Below are 21,633 nucleotides of genomic sequence, written 5' to 3'. Positions count from 1 at the left end.
AAGGACGGAGGAGAACCATGAGCGCGCGGAGAGGGAGAGTCATTCGAAAGAAGTTTTACGATCTGTTTTACGGGATATCTTTCAAACAAAGAATTCGCTCCTCATTCATTCTGTTAATCATATTGGCCATTAGCGTTGTAGGAACCAGCTCTTATTGGATTGCATCCAAGGAGCTGCAAAAGAACGCTTTCACCTCGAGCCAGGAGGCAGTGGACAAGACGACGCAAATTTTGGACGATAAGCTGAATAGCATCTCAATTTCTCTCCGTTCGTTGATGTTAAGCGACGCATTCCGGCAAATGATGCTCGACGTTCAGAGCAACAATATATCGAATTATTATGTTCATTTGTCCGGATTCCAGTATGTTTTCTCTCAATTGAGCTATAATGATCCTCTGATCGAGAGCATTCTTATAGCTACCCCGATCGGTGATTTTTACCCGACGGCGCAGCGAAGGTCACAGTCCCTATCATTCTACGAGTCGAATTTGTATTATGAGATTAAAGACAAACCGGATGGATTGTGGGTCAAGGGACATACGGATATATTTTTTACTGGAGAAAAGCGTGTATTGTCCTTCGTCACCAAAGGAACACAGGATAATGTGACGAGCACTAATGTATTTATCGTCGTCAATATAAATGAAAACAGTTTGATCGGGGTTATCAATAAGCACTCATCCCAAAATGACAGTAACTACTTTATGATCGATTCTAAAGGCGAGGATGTCATCCGCACCGCCTGGTCTACACAACATAATCTAATGAAGGATGAGCTTTTTCTGCGTAACGTGTCTTCGAATACCCGCGGGTCCTTTTTTCATAGCTTTGATAAAACGGATTACTTGGTAAATTATACACGCTCTGGCGTTGTGAAAGATTGGCTTTTGTTCGGTATGCAGCCCAAAGACAAGCTGCTGGAGCAGATGAATCTTGTGCAGCGTACAACGATTTTCATCATGATCGTCTTTTTATTGGTGGCGTGGTTGTTCTCGAATAAATTGACGGCACTGTTGCTCAACCCCCTGTTCAAGCTGCAACGACTGATGCGGGAAGTGGAGGATACCCGGCTTTCCGTCCGTTTCGAGAGCCGCTACCGCGACGAGGTGGCCCAGGTCGGCTTTCAATTCAACCGGATGCTGGATGAGATCAATCGTCTGATAGATGATGTTAAGTCGAGTGAGGCTGGCAAGCGAAAAGCGGAGCTACGCTCGCTCACAGCGCAAATGGAGCCTCATTTTTTGTACAACACCTTGAACACGATATATTGCAAATCGGTTATGGGCGAGAATAACGATGTCAATGAGATGATTCTTGCATTGAGCCAGATGTTCCAATTGGGGCTCAGCGGAGGCCGTGATTGGAATACGCTAGAGGATGAGCTGTCCCATGCACAGCAGTACTGTGCTATTCAGCAAAAATGCTACGAGGGTTTATTCGAATACGTTATCAACATAAGCGATGAGCAGCTGTTAACCTGCTATGTACCGAAGATATTGCTCCAGCCGATCATCGAGAACAGCATTCAGCATGGCTTCAGCAACCGCCGGTCCGGGGGAATCATTCGCGTATCGGTAAGTAGAGAACATAATATGCTGCATCTGGTGATCGAAGATAACGGCACCGGCATGGAAATGGACAAGGTCATGCAGGCGATGATTCATCAAGTTAGCTCGAAGAAAGGATATGCAATTTATAATATATTAAACCGGCTCCAGCTCTATTATGGCGAGAAAGCAAGCATGGAGCTGTTCAGCAGCTTGGGAAGTGGAGCCAGAACCGATCTCTGGATTCCCATTAGGAAAAGAGAGGGAGAGTATTATGAATGAGAGTCCGGTCGTAAAATTATGTGTCATCGATGACATCCGCAGCGTCGTTGACATGATTGCCCGCAAGCCATCGTGGCATGAGCATCGTGTCGAGGTTGTCGGCACTGCTTTAGATGGCGAAGAGGGACTCAGACTCGTTAGAGAGTTGAAGCCCGATATTGTCCTAACTGATATTCGAATGCCAAGAATGGATGGACTTGCTATGACGGAGGCGATTCTTGAAGTGTCGCCGCATATCAAAATCGTGATTTTAAGCGCATATACTGACTTCTCCTATACGCAGCAGGCGATTCGACTGGGGGCATTTGACTTTATCAAAAAGCCGTTCTCGATCGATGAGATTGTGAAGGTTGTTCTCAAAGCGAAGAAAGCCTATGAGGAGGAGATGAGGGAACATTCTGAGAGGCTAGAACTCGAGAAGAGTGCGCGTACGAGTATGCCTATGCTACAGCGGGAATATGTATCGCTTCTCGTGCATCATCCGGCAAGTGAAGAGCGGGCATTGAAGGAATGGGAGCAGCTCAAGATCGAATTGGAGCCGCGTCACTTCAACATTTTCATCGTTGAGCTCGACCATTTCCCGGACAAGTATGGCAGCCAACCTGCGCGGGAGATTGAATTAATTCAATTTGCTGTGCGGAATATACTGGAGGAGACGATAGCTGCCTGGACACGTGGAATGGTGTTTCGTGAAGGTGTGAGCCGGTTCATATGCATCGTTAACTGCATAGACAATATCACAGCACAGCAAATTTCGGAAGCGTGCCGTGCGAATATTTCCCAGTTTGCGAAATCTACCGTCTCTGTCGGCGTAGGTCTGTGCGTCGATACCATTTCGGAACTACCTCATTCCTATGCCCAGGCGTTAAGTGCGCTATCGTACCACTTCTACACGGAAGGTGACGGCGTCAACAGCTATTCTCCTTCGGCGGGACGGAGTAACAGCCTGCCAACGTATTCGATTTCAACAGAGCAGGAATTTTTGTTCGCTTTGCGTTCTGGAAATAAGGACAACTGCCTGCATATTCTGGAGCGGATTTTTAACAGATGGATAAACAGTGATCCTCTACCCAAACCGCAATATGTCGAGAATCTATGCATGGAGCTTTCGAATAAAATAAATCGGTTGATGCTCGAATATTTTCCGCCAGAGAGGGTTTTCACACTGGAGCGCCAATACGGTTCGGTGAACCTCCGGGGGTACAGCACCTTTCAGGAAATGCGGGAGCGCATAAGGAATCACTGCACGGAAGCCTGCGGCTGGATGGAAGAGGAACGTTCGGATGAATCCGTCAAGTTGATTTATCAGGCAAAAGACTACATCTGTGCGAATTTGCAATTGAATTTGTCTTTAGAGCATTGTGCCAAGCAGGTAAATCTAAGCCCGGGCTATTTTTCCAACCTGTTCAAAAAAGTGCTCGGCATCTCCTATCAACAGTTCGTTACCCAACAAAAAATGGAGAAAGCCAAGTCCATGCTCATTGACGGTTACCAGGTACAAGAAATAGCACTGACACTGGGCTATGAGCATAGAAGGTATTTCAGCGAAATCTTCAAGAAATATACCGGCATGACGCCTTCCGAGTTCAAGGCCTACAGCATGGGGAAGAGCGCTTCTTCACAGGATAACAAGCCCTAACCCGTCACATCTTTACGCCCTCGTTTCCTAGGAACCGGGGGTGTTTTTATATAACGGCTAAAAAAACCTGCCCTTAATGTGGGGATTACCGCATTATGTAATAATGCTTTCAGGTTTAAAATAAGGACATAGAGATCACGAATTGAAAAGGGGAGGCAATGAGATATGAAAACACGTATAGTTCCGGCGTTGCTTGGATTGGCTATGGCAGGCAGCTTGGTGGCCTGCAGCAGCGATAACGGGCCAAAAGAAGGACAAGGGAATAAACCCATAGCGAAAACGAAGATTACTTACTGGACGGGTGACCGCCACGACTCTGATTTTATTAAAGAAATGGTTGATAAGTTCAATACGACAAATCAGGACAACATTGAAGTCGAGCTGGTGGTCAAGGGCGACGATTTCGACCAGGCGCTCGATCTATCGTTCCAAACCGCAGAACCGCCTGATATTATACGGGTCAAAGAAAATACGATTCAAACGTTTTATAAAAAAGGCTTCCTAGCGCCAATCGATGAATTCATGACTGACGACTTGAAAGCCAAATTCCCGGAGATGAAAGATCTGAACAGCTTTGACGGAAAAAGATACAGCCTTCCGAATTACGGCACGACGATGCGCCTCATCTACAACAAGGAGCTTTTCGCTAAAGCGGGTATTACAACCCCCCCGACAACATTGGCGGAGCTGGTCGAGGATGCAAAGAAACTTACCGAAGCTGGCAAAGCGATTGGAGCTTACGGATTCGCACAAAATTTCAAGAATCCAGGCAGCGCGCTCGGCCGTTCTTCCCGCGTCATAGCTGAGGTCAGCGGCTACGGAGGGTTCGGATATGACTTCAAGACTGCCCGCTACGACTTTAGCGGCATGAAGCCGATCATCCAGGCGTTCAAACAAATTAAAGACGATGGCAGCATGCTGCCCGGTGTGGAATCACTTGATATCGATCCGCTGCGTGCGCAGTTCGCCCAAGGTAAAATCGGGATGTATCTCTCATTCTCAGCCGAAGCGGGTGTATATCAATCGCAGTTCCCGGCCAAAATCGATTGGGCGGCGGCACCGGTTCCATCAATCAATGGAAGCTTCAACGGAGCCTCGGGTTTCCTGGGGGGCCAATGGCTTGCACTCAGTTCAAAAACGGCTAATAAAGAAGCGGCCTGGAAATTTATGAAGTACATGTACAACGATTCTTTGCTGCAACAGTACCAGGAAAAAGGATTCGGCATTGCGATGGTGCCATCGATAAGCGCGGTAGCGGCCAAGCCTCAAGTGAAGGGCATCGAAGGGTTCCTGCCTAACAAATATGATGGTGTCTGGCCAGTCTATCCTGTCGTGCCAGTACAAGGAACAAAATCCGATGATGCCTTCTTCAAGTACATTCTAAGCGGAGGCGACTTGGACTCCATCATAACTGATTTGAATACGCGCTATAATGCTGCGCTGGATACGGCTATCGCCAAAGGCGACGTCAAGGTGCAGCCTATGCCGGATTTCAAACCTTCAGACTTAGCTGGGAAATTTGTCAAATAACATTTCTATGAGGATGGGGATGACCGACGCCCCATCCTTATGTATACAAATAAGGAGTTGAGATGGATTGAATAAAGCCAAACATGCCGCTTTTGCCTACAGTTACTTGCTTCCCAGCTTTATTCTAACCGCTGTTCTAGGGATCTACCCGATCTTATGGGCCATGAGGTATATGTTTTACGATTATAAAGGGTACGGTCAGGAACGGTTTATTGGATTGGATAATTTTGTCCGGGTAATGAAGGACCATGATTTCTGGGATTCCGTCGTAAATACATTCGTTTATGCCGGTGGGAAGCTGGCCATTTCGATTCCGCTGTCACTACTTTTAGCCGTAATACTTAACCGGGGGATTCGGGGCAGGAACCTGATGCGGGCGATATTTTTTATGCCGACGATCATAAGCACGGCCGTCATGGCCGTTGTCTTTTTTACAATATTCAATTCGTATAACGGCATCCTGAATCAATTTCTGATGAAATACAAGGTTATTCATCAAGCTTTCGATTGGCTCGGTGTGGATCATTCCATGCTGACCGTGATCATTGTAGCTGTCTGGGGGGCTGTCGGCAACTACATGCTGCTTTTTCTTGCGGGTCTCCAGAACATCCCGGAGGACGTCTATGAGAGTTCCTCTCTCGACGGAGCGAATAAGCTGCAACAGTTCTGGTATATTACGATACCGATGCTGGGTCCGGTGCTGCAAATGATTATCATGCTTGCAATTATCAACGCACTCAAAGGGTATGAAAGCATTATGGTTATGACCGATGGAGGTCCGATCGGTAAGACAACGGTTATGTTTCTCTATGTATACAAGCTTTTTTTTCCTACTGCAGGCACCGGAGCGGCTACGCAGGTACAGGAAATCGGGTATGGCAGCGCCGTTGCCTTCGTCACCGCGATTATTGTGGGGCTGATCACGTTACTGTATTTCTTTGGTTCAAAACGGCTGAACCGCAACGATTGAGGAGGATAGCATCATGAGAATCGTATGGAACATCGTCTTATGGGTTTTTCTGCTTCTGGTTACGTTAGTCACGTTGTTTCCGGTTGTCATCACAATCTTCGGCTCTTTCAAGACGAACATCGAATTAACCACGGGCGCGACCTTGCTGCCCTCCAGCTGGCAATTCGGCAATTACGTGGAAGCCTGGAAGCAAGCTAATTTTTCGACCTACACCAAAAACAGTTTATTTGTTGCGATTACCGTTACGATCGGTACGTTGTTAGTATCTTCGATGGCCGCATATGTTGTAAACCGGATGGAATTTCGAGGGAAGAAGCTGTATGTCGGAATCCAAGCCTTTACGATGTTCGTCGCAATCGGCGCTGTTGTCTTAAGACCCCAGTTCGAACTAATGATTAAACTTCAACTGCATAATACACTGTGGGGTGTCATCCTTATTCTGATCAGTGCACATGCATCAACCTTTTTCATTCTTCTTAGCTTTATGAACGGCATTCCCAAAGAATTGGACGAGGCGGCGCGCATCGACGGCTGTTCACGAGGAGGAACATTCTGGAAGATTATTGTTCCGCTGCTGACGCCGGGACTGGGTGTCAGCGCGCTGTTCACGTTTCGCGGAGCATGGAACGAATACCTGCTGCCGTTTGTGTTTACTATGAGTAAGCCCAAATTGCAGACGCTGACCGTCGGTCTCGCCAATTTGAAATATGGGTTAGCTGCCGCTTCGCAAACGCATTTGATGATGGCGGGGGCCTGCTTGTCCATCCTACCGATCCTGATCGTCTACTTGTTCGCCAACAAATCATTTATGCAGATGACAGCAGGTTCGTTAAAAGGTTAGCCTGCAAATACTATGGGGTCCTTACAGGTCTTCGTTTGTTCTTAAGCTTATATTATGACTAGGAGGAAAGTATTTTTATGACATCGTTACCTTTGATTGGAGACCTGTTCTCCAGCAGCATTATTAAGCGGTATCCGGCGAATCCGATTCTGGATGCGGCTTCTGTGCCTTATCCGACAGCACTTGTCTTTAATGCGGGCGTCACCAAGTTCAACGGTAAGTACGTGATGGTATTCCGCAATGATTACGGATCACTTGAGAAACAATCGATAGAACCGCATCATACGACGGATTTAGGCATTGCGTTCAGTGATGACGGCATCCATTGGAAAGCGGGTCCGAAGCCCTGCTTTAAAATGCATAACGAGGAAGTCGTTCGCGCTTACGACCCACGGTTAACCGTTATCGACGGACGCTGCTATATGTGTTTTGCTGTGGACACCTTGCACGGCATTCGTGGAGGCGTAGCGGTAACTGACGATTTCGAACATTTTGAAGTACTCAGCTTGTCGACGCCGGATCTGCGAAATATGGTTTTGTTCCCGGAAAAAATTCATAACCGTTACGTTCGTCTAGAGCGCCCGTTTACCGTATACAGCCGGGGTGGGATCGATCGGTTTGATACCTGGATATCCGAATCGCCAGATTTGAAGTTCTGGGGAAATTCCGACCTGCTACTGGCAGTGGAGCAGGTGCCTTTCGCAAACGATAAGATCGGTCCCGCTGCTCCACCCGTAAAAACAGAGAAAGGTTGGCTAACTCTGTTTCATGCGGTCGATATCGATCCTTCCAGAGGCAAAAACGGATGGGAGCCGACGTGGAAAAAACGGTATACGGCCGGCATTATGCTGCTCGATCTGGATAACCCGAAAAAGATCGTCGGAATGTACAAAAAGCCTCTGCTTGCGCCTGAAGCAGACTACGAGGTGGACGGAGGCTTCCGCAATCATGTTATTTTTCCAGGTGGAATGGTTCTCGAGAAAAGCGGCGAAGTTAAAATCTATTACGGGGCCGCCGATACAGTGGAATGCTTGGCGACAGCCCATGTGGACGATTTGCTCAAGCTTTGTCTGGAAGGATGAGTCAGCCCGTTAGGAGGTGGAAATATTGACGTTCTGGGGAGAGCTACGGCGGCCACCGAACCGTTACCGTAGTGTACCGTTTTGGTCATGGAACGACAAGCTGGAGATAGCCGAGTTGGAGAGGCAAATTGAAGAGATGCATAATGCGGGAATAGGCGGTTTTTTCATGCATGCCCGGAGCGGGTTAAAAACGCCTTATATGGGTGAGGAATGGATGGCGGCGATTCGAATTTGTATAGAGAAAAGCAAATCGCTTGGAATGGAGCCGTGGCTTTACGACGAGAACGGCTGGCCGAGCGGATTTGCTGACGGTCAGGTGCCCGCAATGGGTCTCGACTTTCAGCAAAAGCGGATTGCATATGAGGAAGCCCCGTTCCGATTATCGCCGGAACGAACGATTGCTTACTATGCTAGAGCCGGGAACGGTTACCGCAGGCTAATGACCGGTGAAGAGAGCAACGCCGACTTACGTATTTTTTACATGGTGAATCCGTATTATATCGATACGCTCAGTAGGAAAGCGGTTCGCGCTTTCATCGATTCGACCTACGAAGCGTATTGGGACAAGTTTGGAGAGGAATTCGGAGAAGTTGTAAGAGGCGTATTCACCGATGAACCTCAATTCGCGAGGGGACAAAATCCATGGTCGTTCGACCTGGAAGAAGAGTTCGGCTCCCGTTATGGATATGATATACGGGATGTTCTTCCGTCGCTTTTCTTCACGACGGAAGGATGCGGGAAGGCGAGGTACGATTACTGGGAATGCGTCACCGCCATGTTCACTCAGGCTTATGCGAAGCAAATCGGCGAATGGTGCCATAGCAGAGGCTGGGTAGCTACAGGTCATGTCGTTGATGAACAGGAATTAATGAATCAGATCACCTCTGTCGGAGATCCGATGGCATTTTATGAATATTTGCAAATTCCTGGATGTGACTGGCTGGGGCGGTTTGTAAGTGAAGAGCCGATTGTTCCCAAACAGGTTAGTTCGGTAGCCCGGCAGCTTGGCAAGAAGAGGACCATCACAGAAAGTTACGGGTGCTCCGGATGGAATGTAGGCTTTCAGGATTTGAAAAGGATCGGGGAATGGCAGTTCGTTCATGGCATCAACTCCATCTGCCAGCATTTGCAGGGATATTCGCTCAAAGGGCTGCGCAAGCGTGATTACCCGCCTTCCTTGTTCTATCAGCAGCCATGGTGGGATGATTACCGTGCATACAACGATTACTTCGCACGGTTATCGCTTCTGTTGTCAGAAGGCAATCGTCAGGCAGACGTCCTCCTGCTTCATCCGATCCGCTCGGCATGGGTGGCGCAATGCGGACACGACTCCTCAGCTATCATCCCATATCACCAATCCTTCGCTCAACTTACGCGCTGGATGTGCCAAAGCTTTCTCGAGCATGATTACGGCAGTGAGAGCATCATCGAAACGCATGGCAGCGTCTGTGACGGACGATTCATCGTAGGGCAGGCTTCCTACAATGTGGTCGTTATTCCACCGAGCATCTCTTTAAACAAGAGGACAGTACAGCTGCTTCAGCAATTTATGGAGCAAGGGGGACGCCTTATCGCATTTTCTCCGTATCCGACGCAGATGAACGGAGCGGAAAGTGAGGAATTGAAAGAAATTCTCGGTTATGCACAGAAACCAGGGTGGAGCCGGGAGGAACTGCTGCAAGCGGTATCCGCTGCAGCAGCGCCATTCATCCGGGTGACGGATAGTACAGGAAAACCAATAGCTGCGGATTCGATCAATGTGCAGACATTAACACTGGAAGGTGCTTTCTTATACTATTTGGTGAATTCCGGTGAAGAATGCTATGAAGAAATTCAGGTAGAACTGCTGCGAAGTGGTACTGTAGAAATGATTGATTTGACTACAGGCGATGTGGTTCCGCTTAACCATGTAGGAACGGAAGATGGCGTTCGGTTCACGCTCTGCTTGCTTCCGGCGCAATCGCATATGCTTCGGCTTGTGCCGGTAACTGCTAAAATCTTTAAGGGGGAAAACTTACAAGCGAACCGAATTGGAGCCGCCGCTCGTACAATGTCTGACGGAGCGAAGGCAAGGATCGCGTACTCGCTGGACCGGCCATGGACTATTGCATATTCAGATCTGAATAGCTTGACGCTGGATACTTGCCGACTGCGAATAGAGGACGGCGAATGGTCAGACCGCCAGCCGATTATTTTTATCCAGGAACAGCTGCTGGCCATAGGGGGCCCGGTTCATATAGAGCTGGAATTCGAATTTCAGGTTGATTTCGATGTGTCAGTTCCACGAGAGCTGTATATGGTTATGGAACAGCCAGAAACTACGCAGATCACGCTGAACGGTTGCGTGGTGAATCCAGTAAGTTGCGGATGGTGGAGGGATACCTCCTTTCGCAAGATCGATATTCGCGGACTGGCCGTAAGGGGAAGCAATACGCTGATTATTGCATCGTATTTCAGCAATTCGAGCGCTACCTATGAAACCATAGAACGGGCGGCCGTGTTCGAATCGGAAGGTAATAAACTGACACTTGATTCCGAGATCGAGAGCGTATATTTGTTGGGGGAGTTCGGCGTCAGATCGAAATCGTCTTATACGGAAGGCGAGAGGCGCGCCGTTCGCACCGACGGTCCGTTCGAGCTTACGGAGCCGCCGACAGAAGTACAGGCGGGGGATTTCGTCCGGCAGGGGCTTCCGTTCTTTGCAGGAAAGCTACGCTTGCGGCAGCAAATTCAGCTGAACCATGAAGTTTGGTCCGTGGCTAGACTGCGATTCCCGGTGCCGCCGGATGCCATTGTCACGCGCTTGATCGTCAATGGCGAACAGGCTCATACTTTTCTGTGGGAGCCTTACGAGGCGGATATCGGAGCATTGCTCCGAAGAGGGGATAATATCATCGAGCTAGAGCTTGCGAACAGCTGTCGCAATCTGCTGGGTCCCCATCATCATATAAAAGGCGAGGTATACAAGGTGGGACCGGATAGCTTCAAAGATAAACCCGGATGGACCGATAAGGACCTGGATCCCAATACTCGGATATATCAAGACCACTATTCATTTGTCCGATTGGGCTTTCAGGATGCACCACGGATAGAACTGCAGTTGTAACTGCAGGAGTTCGAAATACGAGACAACAGCGGTGATAGGTAAGCTTAGGCTATCCCCACACCGCTTTTCTTATTAGCTTAGTGCAAAGGTTTCCTGCCCTAGATATATGGTTACCCGCATTGTAACGATTACGGAGAGTCTTCTTTCCGTGCTTGATGAAGAGCAATTTATTGATGGCCGAGCGAAGTATAAGCAAGGTGAGTTAAGCTCAAACGGACTACGATAGCCTAATAAAAGGCTCAGACGATCCAGGAAGATTCGATTCGTGAAACGATGCGGAATGGATATCGGGAAGTCTGCATTGTCCCATTATTAAAAGAAACTGTTCCTTGGTAAAATGGAAGTACCACCCACCATTTACGAAAGGAACGGTTTCTTTGTATTTTCAATATACCGTGGATCAACTTTGCCTGCTGTTATCATCCCAAGATGATCGCATCCATCACTTGGAAGAAACTGCAGGAAAAACACCGAAGGATAAGCCGCTTAAGAAGACCGTGCGTACACTCAGCAAAGATCTCCTGCTCGCCTTCAAAAGTATGAGACGCATAAACAAATTTTAGGCAGCCGGAACAGTTACAGTAAGACCGACAAAGATGCCAATTTTATGCGAATGAAAGAAATCACATGAGAAACGGTCAGCTCAAACCGGGCTGCAATGTACAGATAGGTACCGAAAATCAATTCATCTTCGGCTGCGCTACAGATTGCTATTTGTTCGCTGCAAAATATCTGGCGATCGGAGCCGGAGTGTTCACCGACTCGCTTAGAATTGCGTTCATAGAAAAATTAATGCCCGATTTTCGGCGCAACGATTTTTTGAAAATATTATAATCATAATTGTGTTCGGAGAAGGCTTCAATTCATTTTGAAACTGTTATGAAAAAAGGAGGAGCAGAATGATACCGCCCGACAGGAAACTCACGTATTATCAGGCGCTTATCGATAAGAAGTCCGAGTATGAAGGCATTTTCTATGTAGGAGTCAAGACAACTGGTGTGTTTTGTCGGCCTACCTGTCCGGCAAGAAAACCTAAGTTTGAAAACTGTGAATTCTATGAGACTGCTAAGGAAGCCCTTCTGGCATCATTCAGACCCTGCCAACGCTGCCGTCCGTTGTCTCATCCGGGCCATGTCTCGGAGCTGGTTCGTAAGCTAGTCAACGCGGTGGAAGAAAACCCCGAACACCGCTGGACAGACGAAGACTTCCGAAAATTATCTGTGGATGCCTCAACTGTGCGCCGCCAGTTCAAGAAGAGATTCGGAATGACTTTTGTTGAATATGCAAGAGCTCGGCGAATGGGAATAGCCTTAAAGCAGATCCGAGCAGGCAGCGCGGTCATCGAAGCACAGTTATCCGCAGGTTACGAATCCGGCAGCGGCTTCAGGGATGCGTTTTCGCGCATTATGGGTGCAGCGCCTGCCCAATTGGGCAATCAACAGATTTTAAAGGCATCGTGGTTGGATACGCGTCTTGGCCCGATGATCGCAATCGCCGATGAACAAGCGCTATATTTACTCGAATTTATAGATCGCAGAGGATTGGAGCGAGAGATCGAGCGTCTAAGAAGGAAGACAAAATCCGCGGTCATTCCGGGCAGCACACCGCCGATCGATTCGATTGAAAGGGAGCTTAGGGATTATTTCGAAGGCAAGTTAACCGAATTCAAAACGCCTGTGAAACTAATTGGAACGCCTTTTCAGAAAAAGGTATGGGAACAATTACAGAAAATTCCGCCCGGTCAGACGACTTCGTATGGCAACCTTGCCTCGACGATTGAAAAGCCAAGCGCTATTCGCGCCGTAGCCCAAGCAAATGGAGCCAATCAGCTGGCTATTGTGATTCCATGTCATCGAGTGATCAACTCGAACGGCGAGTTGGGCGGTTACGGAGGAGGGATATCTCGAAAACAATGGCTGCTTGACCATGAGAAGAATGAGAGAGTGGTGGATTAAATAAGATGATGAAAATCAAGCAGTCGGGCAAATGGTCCATTTTATTCGTGGTTACACTTGTATCATTTATTACTAATCTAGACGCTACGATTGTGGTTAACGGTCTCCCTTCGCTCATGGAGGACTTGCATCTTTCGATTGGAACGGGGATGTGGACGATTACTTCGTTCTATATCACAAGTACAGTATTCCTCCTTCCTTCTGGCCGATGGTCCGATATGTTCGGTACCAAGCGCATTTTTCTATGGGGGTTCGCTCTGTTCACGATTGCTACTGCTTTTTGCGGTATGTCAGACTCCGGCACAGTTCTGATCACGGCTCGCCTTCTGCAAGGTACCGGTGCTGCCATGGCGATGGCGGCATCTACTCCGATCTTGATACGGACATTTCCACCTAATGAACTTGGGGTCGCACTCGGCATTAACAATATCGCATGGGTGACAGGCTCTCTCGTTGGTCCTGTTGCCGGAGGTTTACTAATCGGTGATTTTGGATGGCGTTCCATGTTCTACTTGGTCGTTCCGATCGGTATCGTTGGTTTGGTTGCCGGTATTCTACTTCTAAAGGATGATAAATCAAGCGAAAAATCGAAGACTGACTGGCCCGGCGTGTTGACGTACGGAACAGGTTTAACCGCGCTGCTTATCGCCTTGTCCGAGGCCCAGACTTGGGGATGGGTATCGGGAAGAACATTCGGACTGTTCGCAGCAGTGCTGTTCTCATGGATTGCGTTCGTTTTCATTGAGAAGAAAGCTAAGCATCCATTGTTTCATTTGGGTCTTCTCACTTATCGTGATTATACCATAGGGCTCGGAATTACAATGAGCTACTGTATCGGTTATTTCGCCGTAACCATACTGCTTACGCTGTATTTGCAAGGTGCACTACACCTCAGTCCATTGGAGTCGGGGTTGTTGCTGATTCCGCTATCAGTGCCCCAACTGTTCACAGCTCCCTTCGGAGGTAGGCTTGCCGATCGTATAGGCCCCGCAAGAATGATTGTGCTGGGATCATTTCTAATCGGTCTCGCGCTACTGATGCTTGGACAGCTCGGCCCCAAGCTGTCGAATATAGCAGTCATCGCTCCGCTTTTGATCATTTCTGCTGCAACCGGACTTTCCTGGCCATCACTTGCAAAAGCAGTGCTATCAGCCGCTCCGCAAGAGCAAGCGGGTTCTGCTTCAGGTATGTTCTGGACCGTATACAACATGTGCCGGGCTATTAGCCAAGCGCTTGCGTTGGCAGTTGTTCAGCTGGTGGCCAAGTCCGATGTTGCTTCACAATTATTATCTAGTGCAGGGGGCCAGGAATTGGGTCAATCGAAAGATGCTTTGATCCAAGCTTCTAACATCGGTTTCCGATTCTTCGCAGTCTTTCTCGCACTCGCAGTCTTACTTGGACTATTTTTACTACGACCGCAGCACAAGACCGGAAGGGAATCAGCAAACATTTTCACTAATGAATAAACATACCTCCTGAAAATGAAAATGCCCCCTCGAAAAAGGGTGGCGATCGGCAGCTTCATTGCGTTAACGGGCAGCATTTAATAGCTCTTGTTTTTATGCTCGAGGTAATGGTAACATAGGAACATGCGTTTGTTTTTTTGCATTTTCCAGCGGATCGGGGGAGGAATTAGCGTGGTTGAAATCATTGAAAAAGAGCAATTTTCGGTTAGTGGAAAATTAGGAAGGGGGGTTGCTAATGAAGCACCCCAATGGATACCATCATTAGAAGCACTTAGTAACTTTATTGAGATAAGCAATCCCGCCATCCATCATCATGTGCAAACGGCTCTCGTTTGTTTAGTTAAGGAGCCGATGTGTACATGATCCAATTGACGAACCGCCAGGCACGGCAATTTCTGCTATTGAAGCACGGGTTGTTGGGCGAATATCATTTTACCGGAAAGCAGGGAGTATTGGATTTTGTACGGCAGGTCGGCTGTATTCAATACGATCCCATCGATGTTTGCGGAAAAAACGCCGAACTGGTGCTGCAGTCGCGAATCAAAGGATTTACCAAGAACATGCTCGCCGAGTTGCTTTATCATGATAGAATCCTTGTCGATTATCCCGACAAGAATTTGGCCATTATCCCCGTCGAGGACTGGCCGTATTTTGAGCGGTATAGGCAGGCAGCCAGACAACATGCCAAGCGTTATCCCGAAATGGAAGCGTTGATAGAGCAAGTACGAGCTCACATCCAAAATCACGGTGCGCTAAGTTCGGATGATCTAAAATTGGATGGAAATTTCGCTTGGCGATCGGCCATCCACTGGAGCAGCGGAAACAATTCATCACGGTCGGTGCTGGAGCAGATGTATTCGACAGGCGAGTTGATTATACATCACAAAAAAGGAACGCGTAAATATTACGATATCGCGGGGAAGTACATACAGCCAAATCTGCTGAATGCGCCGGAGCCGCTGGAGGGCGAGCTGGAGCATCACAAGTGGCGGGTACTGCGTCGAATCGGTGCAGTTGGCCTTTTATGGAATCGCGCATCCGATGCTTGGCTGAACATATGGGGATTGAAAGCGGAGCAGCGCAACGAGGTTTTCCACCAGCTGTTGCACGAAGCTCGCATTGTTGCTGTTGCCGTGGAACAAGTGAAGGATATACTTTATTGCCGCGTGGAGGACTTGCCGCTTATTGAAGCCGTTCTGCAAAATCCTGCGCCGAAATGGCGCTGCGAGCTGATTGCTCCACTAGATAATTTCATATGGGACAGAAAACTGATCAACGAATTGTTTGGATTCGATTACACCTGGGAGATTTACACACCTACAATCAAACGAAAATTCGGCTATTATGTGCTGCCTCTATTATATGGAATGAGCTTCATTGGACGAGCCGAGATAATCGTGGAGCGAAAAACTGGAACGCTCGTTGTTAAAAACATCTGGTACGAGAACGGTGTGAAGCAAACAACGCAATTGCGAACAGCTTTAAAAAGTTGTTTCCAAAAATTTGCGTTATTCAACGGGTGTGAGACGATTTCGGTAGAGTCTATGAATTGATATATACTGTATTTCTATAGAGATGATAAAGTTGTTTTATTCGTTGCCAAATCTTCATCCGTATACTTTAACGAGGATGCTCCTTGATAGATGAATGTGACACTGCAGCAGCTGGTCCCACGATCAGCTGCAGTCAGTCTAATACTTTTTTTCCCAAATTGATTGCACCTGCATCCGTATTGCAAGGTTGCCGTTATCATTTGTCCGAGAGGTGACCGGAAACCGTGAACCGTAATCACGTTCTCGTTTCCCCAAAAAGATTTCTTGCATTTAGGTTGACAACTGCATCCGGATGCCATAGAATAACAAATAATTAATTCGATAAACAAATGTTTCAATTAGAAATAGTAGAAGTGATACGAGTTTTCAGAGAGCCGCTGGTTGGTGCGAAGCGGCAGCATCATTCATTTCGAACTCGTCTATGAACAGCTGCCTGACAATGTAGGGTAAGCCGGATTTCCACCGTTACAGGGATAGATGGTGATGGCCATCGAATTGAGCTCATTTCGTATGAAATGAATTAGAGTGGTACCGCGGGTCTAACCTCGTCTCTATAACATAGAGACGGGGTTTTTTTGTTGGTTAAAGACCGGGTTTAATCAACCCCGCTTGACATATATGACACGTTAAGGAGCTGTTGCCCGACAGCGATGGTCCGATCGATGATTCGCCGGCTTAAAACTGCGGATGCTAAGGGAGGCTGCTGAAGTGAAGAGTGCGGAATCGTTCTGTAGAAGTGCAAGCGTTCACCTTTTTTCTTGTTGTTCCCATCTTCTAAAGATAGAAAAATCAGCACTAAATTTATATTAGGTACGGTCTTTCAGCAAAGACCCATCAAGAAAATGCTGATTTACAACTCTAATGTAATTCCAATACCAAAAAGCAAAATGCCTTTTCGTACTTTATTAAAGTGCCCGCTTAAGAACAGACTTACTTTGCTTTCGTTACGGTAAACTGAAATTTATAAACATATACGGAGGGTTTAACTAATGTCATCAAATCAAGAGAAAATTCGAGTGAACTATAAAGATGCTTTAATAGAGGATAAAAGATTTTTCCATGATAAGGCTAGCGAGATGGAGTCTTTCTACACTAAAAAATATATCGGTGAGTATATTTCCTCAGAAAAGAGTGTTATTGAAATTGGTTGCGGAACAGGTCACTATGGAATGTATTTTGCTGAGAAATGCAATACGTATTTAGGAATTGATATTACGCCCGAAAACATCGCATTGTTTAATCATAAAATATTGAACAGCGGCCTAAAAAATATTAAAGCTCAAGTTGGTGACGCAACAAAACTTGAAACCATATTAGATAAAAGCTATGATCTTGTACTAATTTTAGGCCCGATGTATCACTTACCTCCAGAGGAACGCAATTTAGTAATACATGAAAGCAAACGAATATGTAAAGAAAATGGTATTATCGTTTTTGCATATATAAATAAAGTTGGTGCTTATTTGGGAGGATGCTTTATGGCACCGGAAGCTTATCCGAGTAAAACGGCCAACGACTTCGTTTTCAATAAAGGTACTGACGATGTACGACCAGAGGTGTTTTTTTTCACAACTCCTGAAGAAATGGAAATGTCAGCCACCAATAACAACTTAACCGTTATTAAGAATTTAGGAGTTGATTTTTCATTCTGTGCAACAGCAATTAATGCAATGTCTGATAAACAATTGGAGGAATGGATGGTACTGTCTGACGTTATGAGTCAAAGCCCGTCCTGTGTTGGTGTTAGTAACCATGCATTACTTATTTGCCAAAATAGCTAAAGTATAGTAGTGGGGACAAAAAAGACTCGTACAACGATTATTGTTCCCGTATCTCCGACTGAGGGAGAGAATAACCTGCTTTTCTTCATGAGAGGTCGTTTAGAGTGTACCTTCGATCAATTAACCGAATACCTAAAAATGAATGAGCTATTACCGCATGATAACTAGATTTGTCGAGTGTCAAGAATATAATTCGATTAAGGTCCGCTGATATAGCGGATTTTTTGTTTTATCGTTTCAATTTTTACATCCAGCTCGAATCTCGACCTCAATCGATTAATTAAAGAAATAGGATGTCTACTGTAAGCCCGTTTAATTGCAAAAACATGCCTATTTGTCATGTCACGAAACACCAGCAACTGGTTAAGCAACAGATGTAGTTAAATATGTATAATTTGTGATGAAAAATGTTCCTTACTTATTCGCAGGTTTTGATGTTACTATAAAGACAATATTATGCTAATTAATCAGGGGGTTGAGGAGGGCGGTAGCGATGAAGCGATGGTTATCGGTTTGGTTTCCACAGAAAATCAAATACCGGTTTTTCGTTTCGTTTCTATTCTTTATTTTATTGCCTGCCGCGTCCTTTGTCATGTATTACTTCTGGGAGCTGGAAAGCACGTTGAAAGAAAAGATAAGCTCCCAAAGCGCAGCGCAGTTGGGCTATGTGAAAGAAAGCATGGAAAATATCAGGGTCGCGCTATTTAGAGAGTCTTTGGTATTAAGCAATGATAAAGAACTTCAGGCGGCCCTCCGGGATGATTCAAGAAACACTGAAGCACGACAGTTATTAGTGATGGAGCGATTGCGGGAAAAGCGGTTGCAGGACGGATTTTCTCCATTGCCCACCCATGTATATTATTCGCTGATCGACCACCGCCATCAGGAGGTCATTACAACATTTGAAAATAAAATCAATTATTCAGATCTTGCCAGCGAAGATTGGTGGAAAAATTCAGAAGGCTACGAAAAGCAGAACAACCAAATAATCGGAAAAAGTCTCCGGGACATGTACACACTTACGGTTGATATGGTTGGCCCGGACGGTAGCTTGGACGGCCATATATTGCTCAGCTTCGATTATGTGGAATGGCTGAACGCTATGTACCGTATTTTTACGATGAGACAGGATTATTTCATAATGAATCAATCGGGGGGCATTGTTACCAAGACAAGTCCGGCAGCATTTATTTCCGATCCGGCTGCAGAGGTTGTTCGGAGGCAAGCGGCAACAGGAGGTTTTTGGACGAATGGTCAGGAGCTGATGAATGCGGTCTATTTGCCTTCTTATCAGTGGTACGTAATTAATAGTTTTCCACTTCATACGTTTTTCGGGGACATCGATCAAGCTAAGCACAGGCTGGTAATCATTCTTGCCTCCTTTGTGTTTTTATTCATAGTCATCACCTTTATTATCTCCCATCGAATTACACGCCCGTTGCAGCTTCTTCAGCATCATATGTCCATCATTGTGAGAGATGAGTTTAGGTCGTCTTTGCCCGAAAAGTTGGGAACCGGTGAGGTTCGTGAATTAGGGACAACCTTCAATCGAATGATTAGCGATATACGCCGCTTGATACAAAAGTTAAAAGTGGAGGAAAGGGAAAAGGAAGCATCAAGGTTCCAAATGCTACTCGCTCAAATGAATCCTCATTTTCTTTTAAATACGTTGAATGCGATCAAGTGGACCGCTTTGGAACGCAAGGATTCAGAGATTGCGGAGATTTGTGTTTGCCTGGGCGAACTATTGGAATCCAGCTTGAATGTCCAAACCGAATTGATCCATCTGGACGAGGAGTTAACATTGGTGAAGGCATATGTGCGCATTCAGAATTTCAGATTCGACAGTTATATTAATGTCCGTTACGAATATGACGAAGCGCTTCGTTATGCGCTTGTTCCCAAGTTGAGTTTGCAACCGTTGGTTGAGAATTCGTTCTATCACGCTTTTGCGCAGATGCAGCAAGACGGCTGCATAACGATCCGGGTCGTGAATGAGCATCAATCGCTGATCATGGAAGTGGAGGACAACGGGATTGGGATGGAAGCATCCGCTAATCGTCAACCGTTACGCAAGAGCAAAGGGATCGGAATCAACAATCTGCGGGAACGATTGCAATTGCTTTTTAAATCCGACGGTCAGCTCGAGGCGGTTTCGAGAGAGCAAGGAACTCTCGTCCGTTTGAAATTCCCACTGCTTCTTTCGGAACCGTACGGGAAGGGAGAATGATATCATGTGGAAAGTGCTGTTGGTAGAAGATGAGACGCGAGTAAGGCGATTAATTAAAGAAATTATTGATTGGGAGAAGTTGGGGTTCGTTATTGCAGGAGAAGCCGCCAATGGGATCGAAGCGCTAGAGGTGATGCGGGAAGAGTCTCCACATTTCATTCTGTGCGATATTATGATGCCTCTCATGGATGGGATCGAGTTCCTTCGAAAGGCACGTCTGCAAGGCTTTGAGGGTCCATTCGTTATGTTGACCTGTATGAATGAATTCGAATTGGCCAGACAAGCGCTTGAGTATGGTGCGACCAGCTATATTTTGAAGCTTTCGCTGAATGTCGATACGATACGCGAGATGTTGGAGAAGGTCAGCCGAGAATTAAGCAAAGCCGCCATACCTGCTCGACAAGTATCGTATCGTGATTTCGAATTGTTATACCAATTTACGTGGAGGCAGATCCAGGGTATAGATGAAGCGGATCCGGAACGGAGAGTCTTGCTGCAGCGCATCTCCGCAAGTGGCTTTACGCATGCAGATCTTTGTATAGTACTGCACGGGACCGACGGGATCAGTGAGGAGGATCTGACTCGATTCGGGTTAATTCAATCCATCGAAACATTGGTTATTCACAAATTCAGAATCCATGGCTGTACCACGTTTTTTTCCTGGGTTCCACGTTCCGAGCTAATTGTTGCGCAAGCTCCGGAAGAGGACGGGGCAATGGCATATTCAGTCGTATGGGCCTCATCCGTGCCTATTTCCGAATTGGAGTCTACATGGAGAAGTATGATCAGACTCATTGAGAGATCCTGGTATAAAAGCAGAAAAAGTAGGATAGCCTATTCAAAAACAGATTCAATCATCCAACAGCCAGGTATATCCTCTCAAACCCTATGGAACATGGAACGCGAAATATTGCAAGCGTTTGAGCGCCGAGATAAGATAAATTGTATTCGCCAGTTGAATGTCATGTTTGACGAAATGAAAAAGAACCATGCAAGCATGGCCATTGTTGTGGAAACGGCGGAACGATTGGACAATAGGTTTGCTGCTATTTCGGGTTATGGGAAAGTTCAAACCGATGATTGGTTGTCCGCAGCAAACCATGAAGAGCTTCGAGATGTCTTGGAAGACAGAATCGATGATTGGATAACAAAATGGATAAAGACGACAACATTGCCATCGGCCCATCCCGAGATCAACAGGATTGTGGATTATATCCAAAGCCATTATGATACGGAAATCACGTTGAAATCGATGGCAGAGCATGTCACCTTGGATGAGCACTATTTAAGTGGCTTATTCAGTAAAAAAATGGGCTGCACATTGATCCATTACTTACATAAAGTGAGGATTGACCAGGCCCGGTTTTATTTGCTCCAATCTACATTAACTGTCGGGGAAATTGCAGAAAGAGTCGGATTTGCGAATGCCGCATATTTTGTGAAAATTTTTAAGCGCTGGACAGAACAGACGCCCAGTGAGTTCAGAAAGAGTCACATGTCCAATGAATAGATTTTCTCGCCCCTTTCCTGCTTGTGGAGAGGGGCCGATTTGTTTCTGAAGGCTTAATTTTGTATAAGAGGCCACTAAATCTGTTTCTTATCTGCTTCCAGGTACGATGGTATGATAAAGGTGTCTTACAGAATGGGAGAG

At 46.5% G+C, this 21,633-nt stretch carries 14 protein-coding genes, 1 pseudogene and 1 other annotated feature; all 15 genes and pseudogenes read left to right on the top strand.

Translation table 11 applies throughout. The annotated features are described in order from the left end of the window. Positions 1-17 precede the first annotated feature (17 nt). Positions 18-1,829 (top strand): sensor histidine kinase, encoded by a 1,812-nt coding sequence (locus ABEA66_RS14930; RefSeq protein WP_345588440.1) that lies wholly within the window; start codon positions 18-20, stop codon positions 1,827-1,829. Further along, on the top strand, positions 1,822-3,468 hold the full coding sequence (locus ABEA66_RS14925; RefSeq protein ID WP_345588437.1) for a response regulator: 1,647 nt from the start codon (positions 1,822-1,824) through the stop codon (positions 3,466-3,468). The genes ABEA66_RS14930 and ABEA66_RS14925 overlap by 8 nt, the downstream gene beginning before the upstream one ends. Positions 3,469-3,633: 165 nt before the next feature. Then, on the top strand, positions 3,634-4,998 hold the full coding sequence (locus ABEA66_RS14920; protein ID WP_345588435.1) for an ABC transporter substrate-binding protein: 1,365 nt from the start codon (positions 3,634-3,636) through the stop codon (positions 4,996-4,998). 67 nt (positions 4,999-5,065) lie between these two features. Further along, the gene (locus ABEA66_RS14915; protein WP_345588433.1) at positions 5,066-5,968 is read left to right on the top strand and encodes a carbohydrate ABC transporter permease; all 903 of its coding nucleotides are present in this window, start codon (positions 5,066-5,068) and stop codon (positions 5,966-5,968) included. A gap of 13 nt (positions 5,969-5,981) precedes the next feature. Next, positions 5,982-6,809: a carbohydrate ABC transporter permease gene (locus ABEA66_RS14910; protein WP_345588431.1), complete on the top strand. Its 828-nt coding sequence runs from the start codon at positions 5,982-5,984 to the stop codon at positions 6,807-6,809. Positions 6,810-6,886: 77 nt separating this feature from the next. Beyond that, a complete protein-coding gene (locus ABEA66_RS14905; protein ID WP_345588429.1) occupies positions 6,887-7,891 on the top strand; it encodes a glycoside hydrolase family 130 protein in 1,005 nt (334 codons plus the stop codon). Between the two features lie 25 nt (positions 7,892-7,916). After that, positions 7,917-10,997: a glycosyl hydrolase gene (locus ABEA66_RS14900; protein ID WP_345588427.1), complete on the top strand. Its 3,081-nt coding sequence runs from the start codon at positions 7,917-7,919 to the stop codon at positions 10,995-10,997. Positions 10,998-11,523: 526 nt separating this feature from the next. After that, positions 11,524-11,687, top strand: a pseudogene (locus tag ABEA66_RS14895) (IS1182 family transposase); the annotation flags it as partial. Between the two features lie 209 nt (positions 11,688-11,896). Further along, positions 11,897-12,952 (top strand): bifunctional transcriptional activator/DNA repair enzyme AdaA, encoded by a 1,056-nt coding sequence (locus ABEA66_RS14890; RefSeq protein WP_079913306.1) that lies wholly within the window; start codon positions 11,897-11,899, stop codon positions 12,950-12,952. A 5-nt stretch (positions 12,953-12,957) separates the two neighbouring features. Beyond that, on the top strand, positions 12,958-14,418 hold the full coding sequence (locus ABEA66_RS14885) for an MFS transporter (protein ID WP_345588423.1): 1,461 nt from the start codon (positions 12,958-12,960) through the stop codon (positions 14,416-14,418). A 171-nt stretch (positions 14,419-14,589) separates the two neighbouring features. Continuing rightward, entirely contained in the window at positions 14,590-14,781 is a 192-nt protein-coding gene (locus ABEA66_RS14880; protein ID WP_345588421.1) for a hypothetical protein, read from the top strand. Next, positions 14,778-15,971, top strand: coding sequence for a winged helix-turn-helix domain-containing protein (locus ABEA66_RS14875; RefSeq protein ID WP_345588419.1), 1,194 nt, complete (start codon positions 14,778-14,780; stop codon positions 15,969-15,971). Before ABEA66_RS14880 ends, ABEA66_RS14875 begins: the two co-directional genes overlap by 4 nt. Positions 15,972-16,296: 325 nt before the next feature. Continuing rightward, positions 16,297-16,527 (top strand) — a binding site (T-box leader). 433 nt (positions 16,528-16,960) lie between these two features. After that, positions 16,961-17,752: a class I SAM-dependent methyltransferase gene (locus ABEA66_RS14870; protein WP_345588417.1), complete on the top strand. Its 792-nt coding sequence runs from the start codon at positions 16,961-16,963 to the stop codon at positions 17,750-17,752. Positions 17,753-18,245: 493 nt separating this feature from the next. Next, the gene (locus tag ABEA66_RS14865) at positions 18,246-19,982 is read left to right on the top strand and encodes a sensor histidine kinase (protein ID WP_079913315.1); all 1,737 of its coding nucleotides are present in this window, start codon (positions 18,246-18,248) and stop codon (positions 19,980-19,982) included. A gap of 4 nt (positions 19,983-19,986) precedes the next feature. Next, positions 19,987-21,492 (top strand): response regulator transcription factor, encoded by a 1,506-nt coding sequence (locus ABEA66_RS14860; protein WP_345588412.1) that lies wholly within the window; start codon positions 19,987-19,989, stop codon positions 21,490-21,492. Positions 21,493-21,633 lie beyond the last annotated feature (141 nt).

Origin of the sequence: Paenibacillus vulneris (assembly GCF_039543185.1) — a bacterium.
GTDB lineage: Bacteria > Bacillota > Bacilli > Paenibacillales > NBRC-103111 > Paenibacillus_S > Paenibacillus_S vulneris.
Note: the sequence above shows the minus strand (reverse complement) of the source record. Positions and strands in the feature narration are given on the sequence as shown.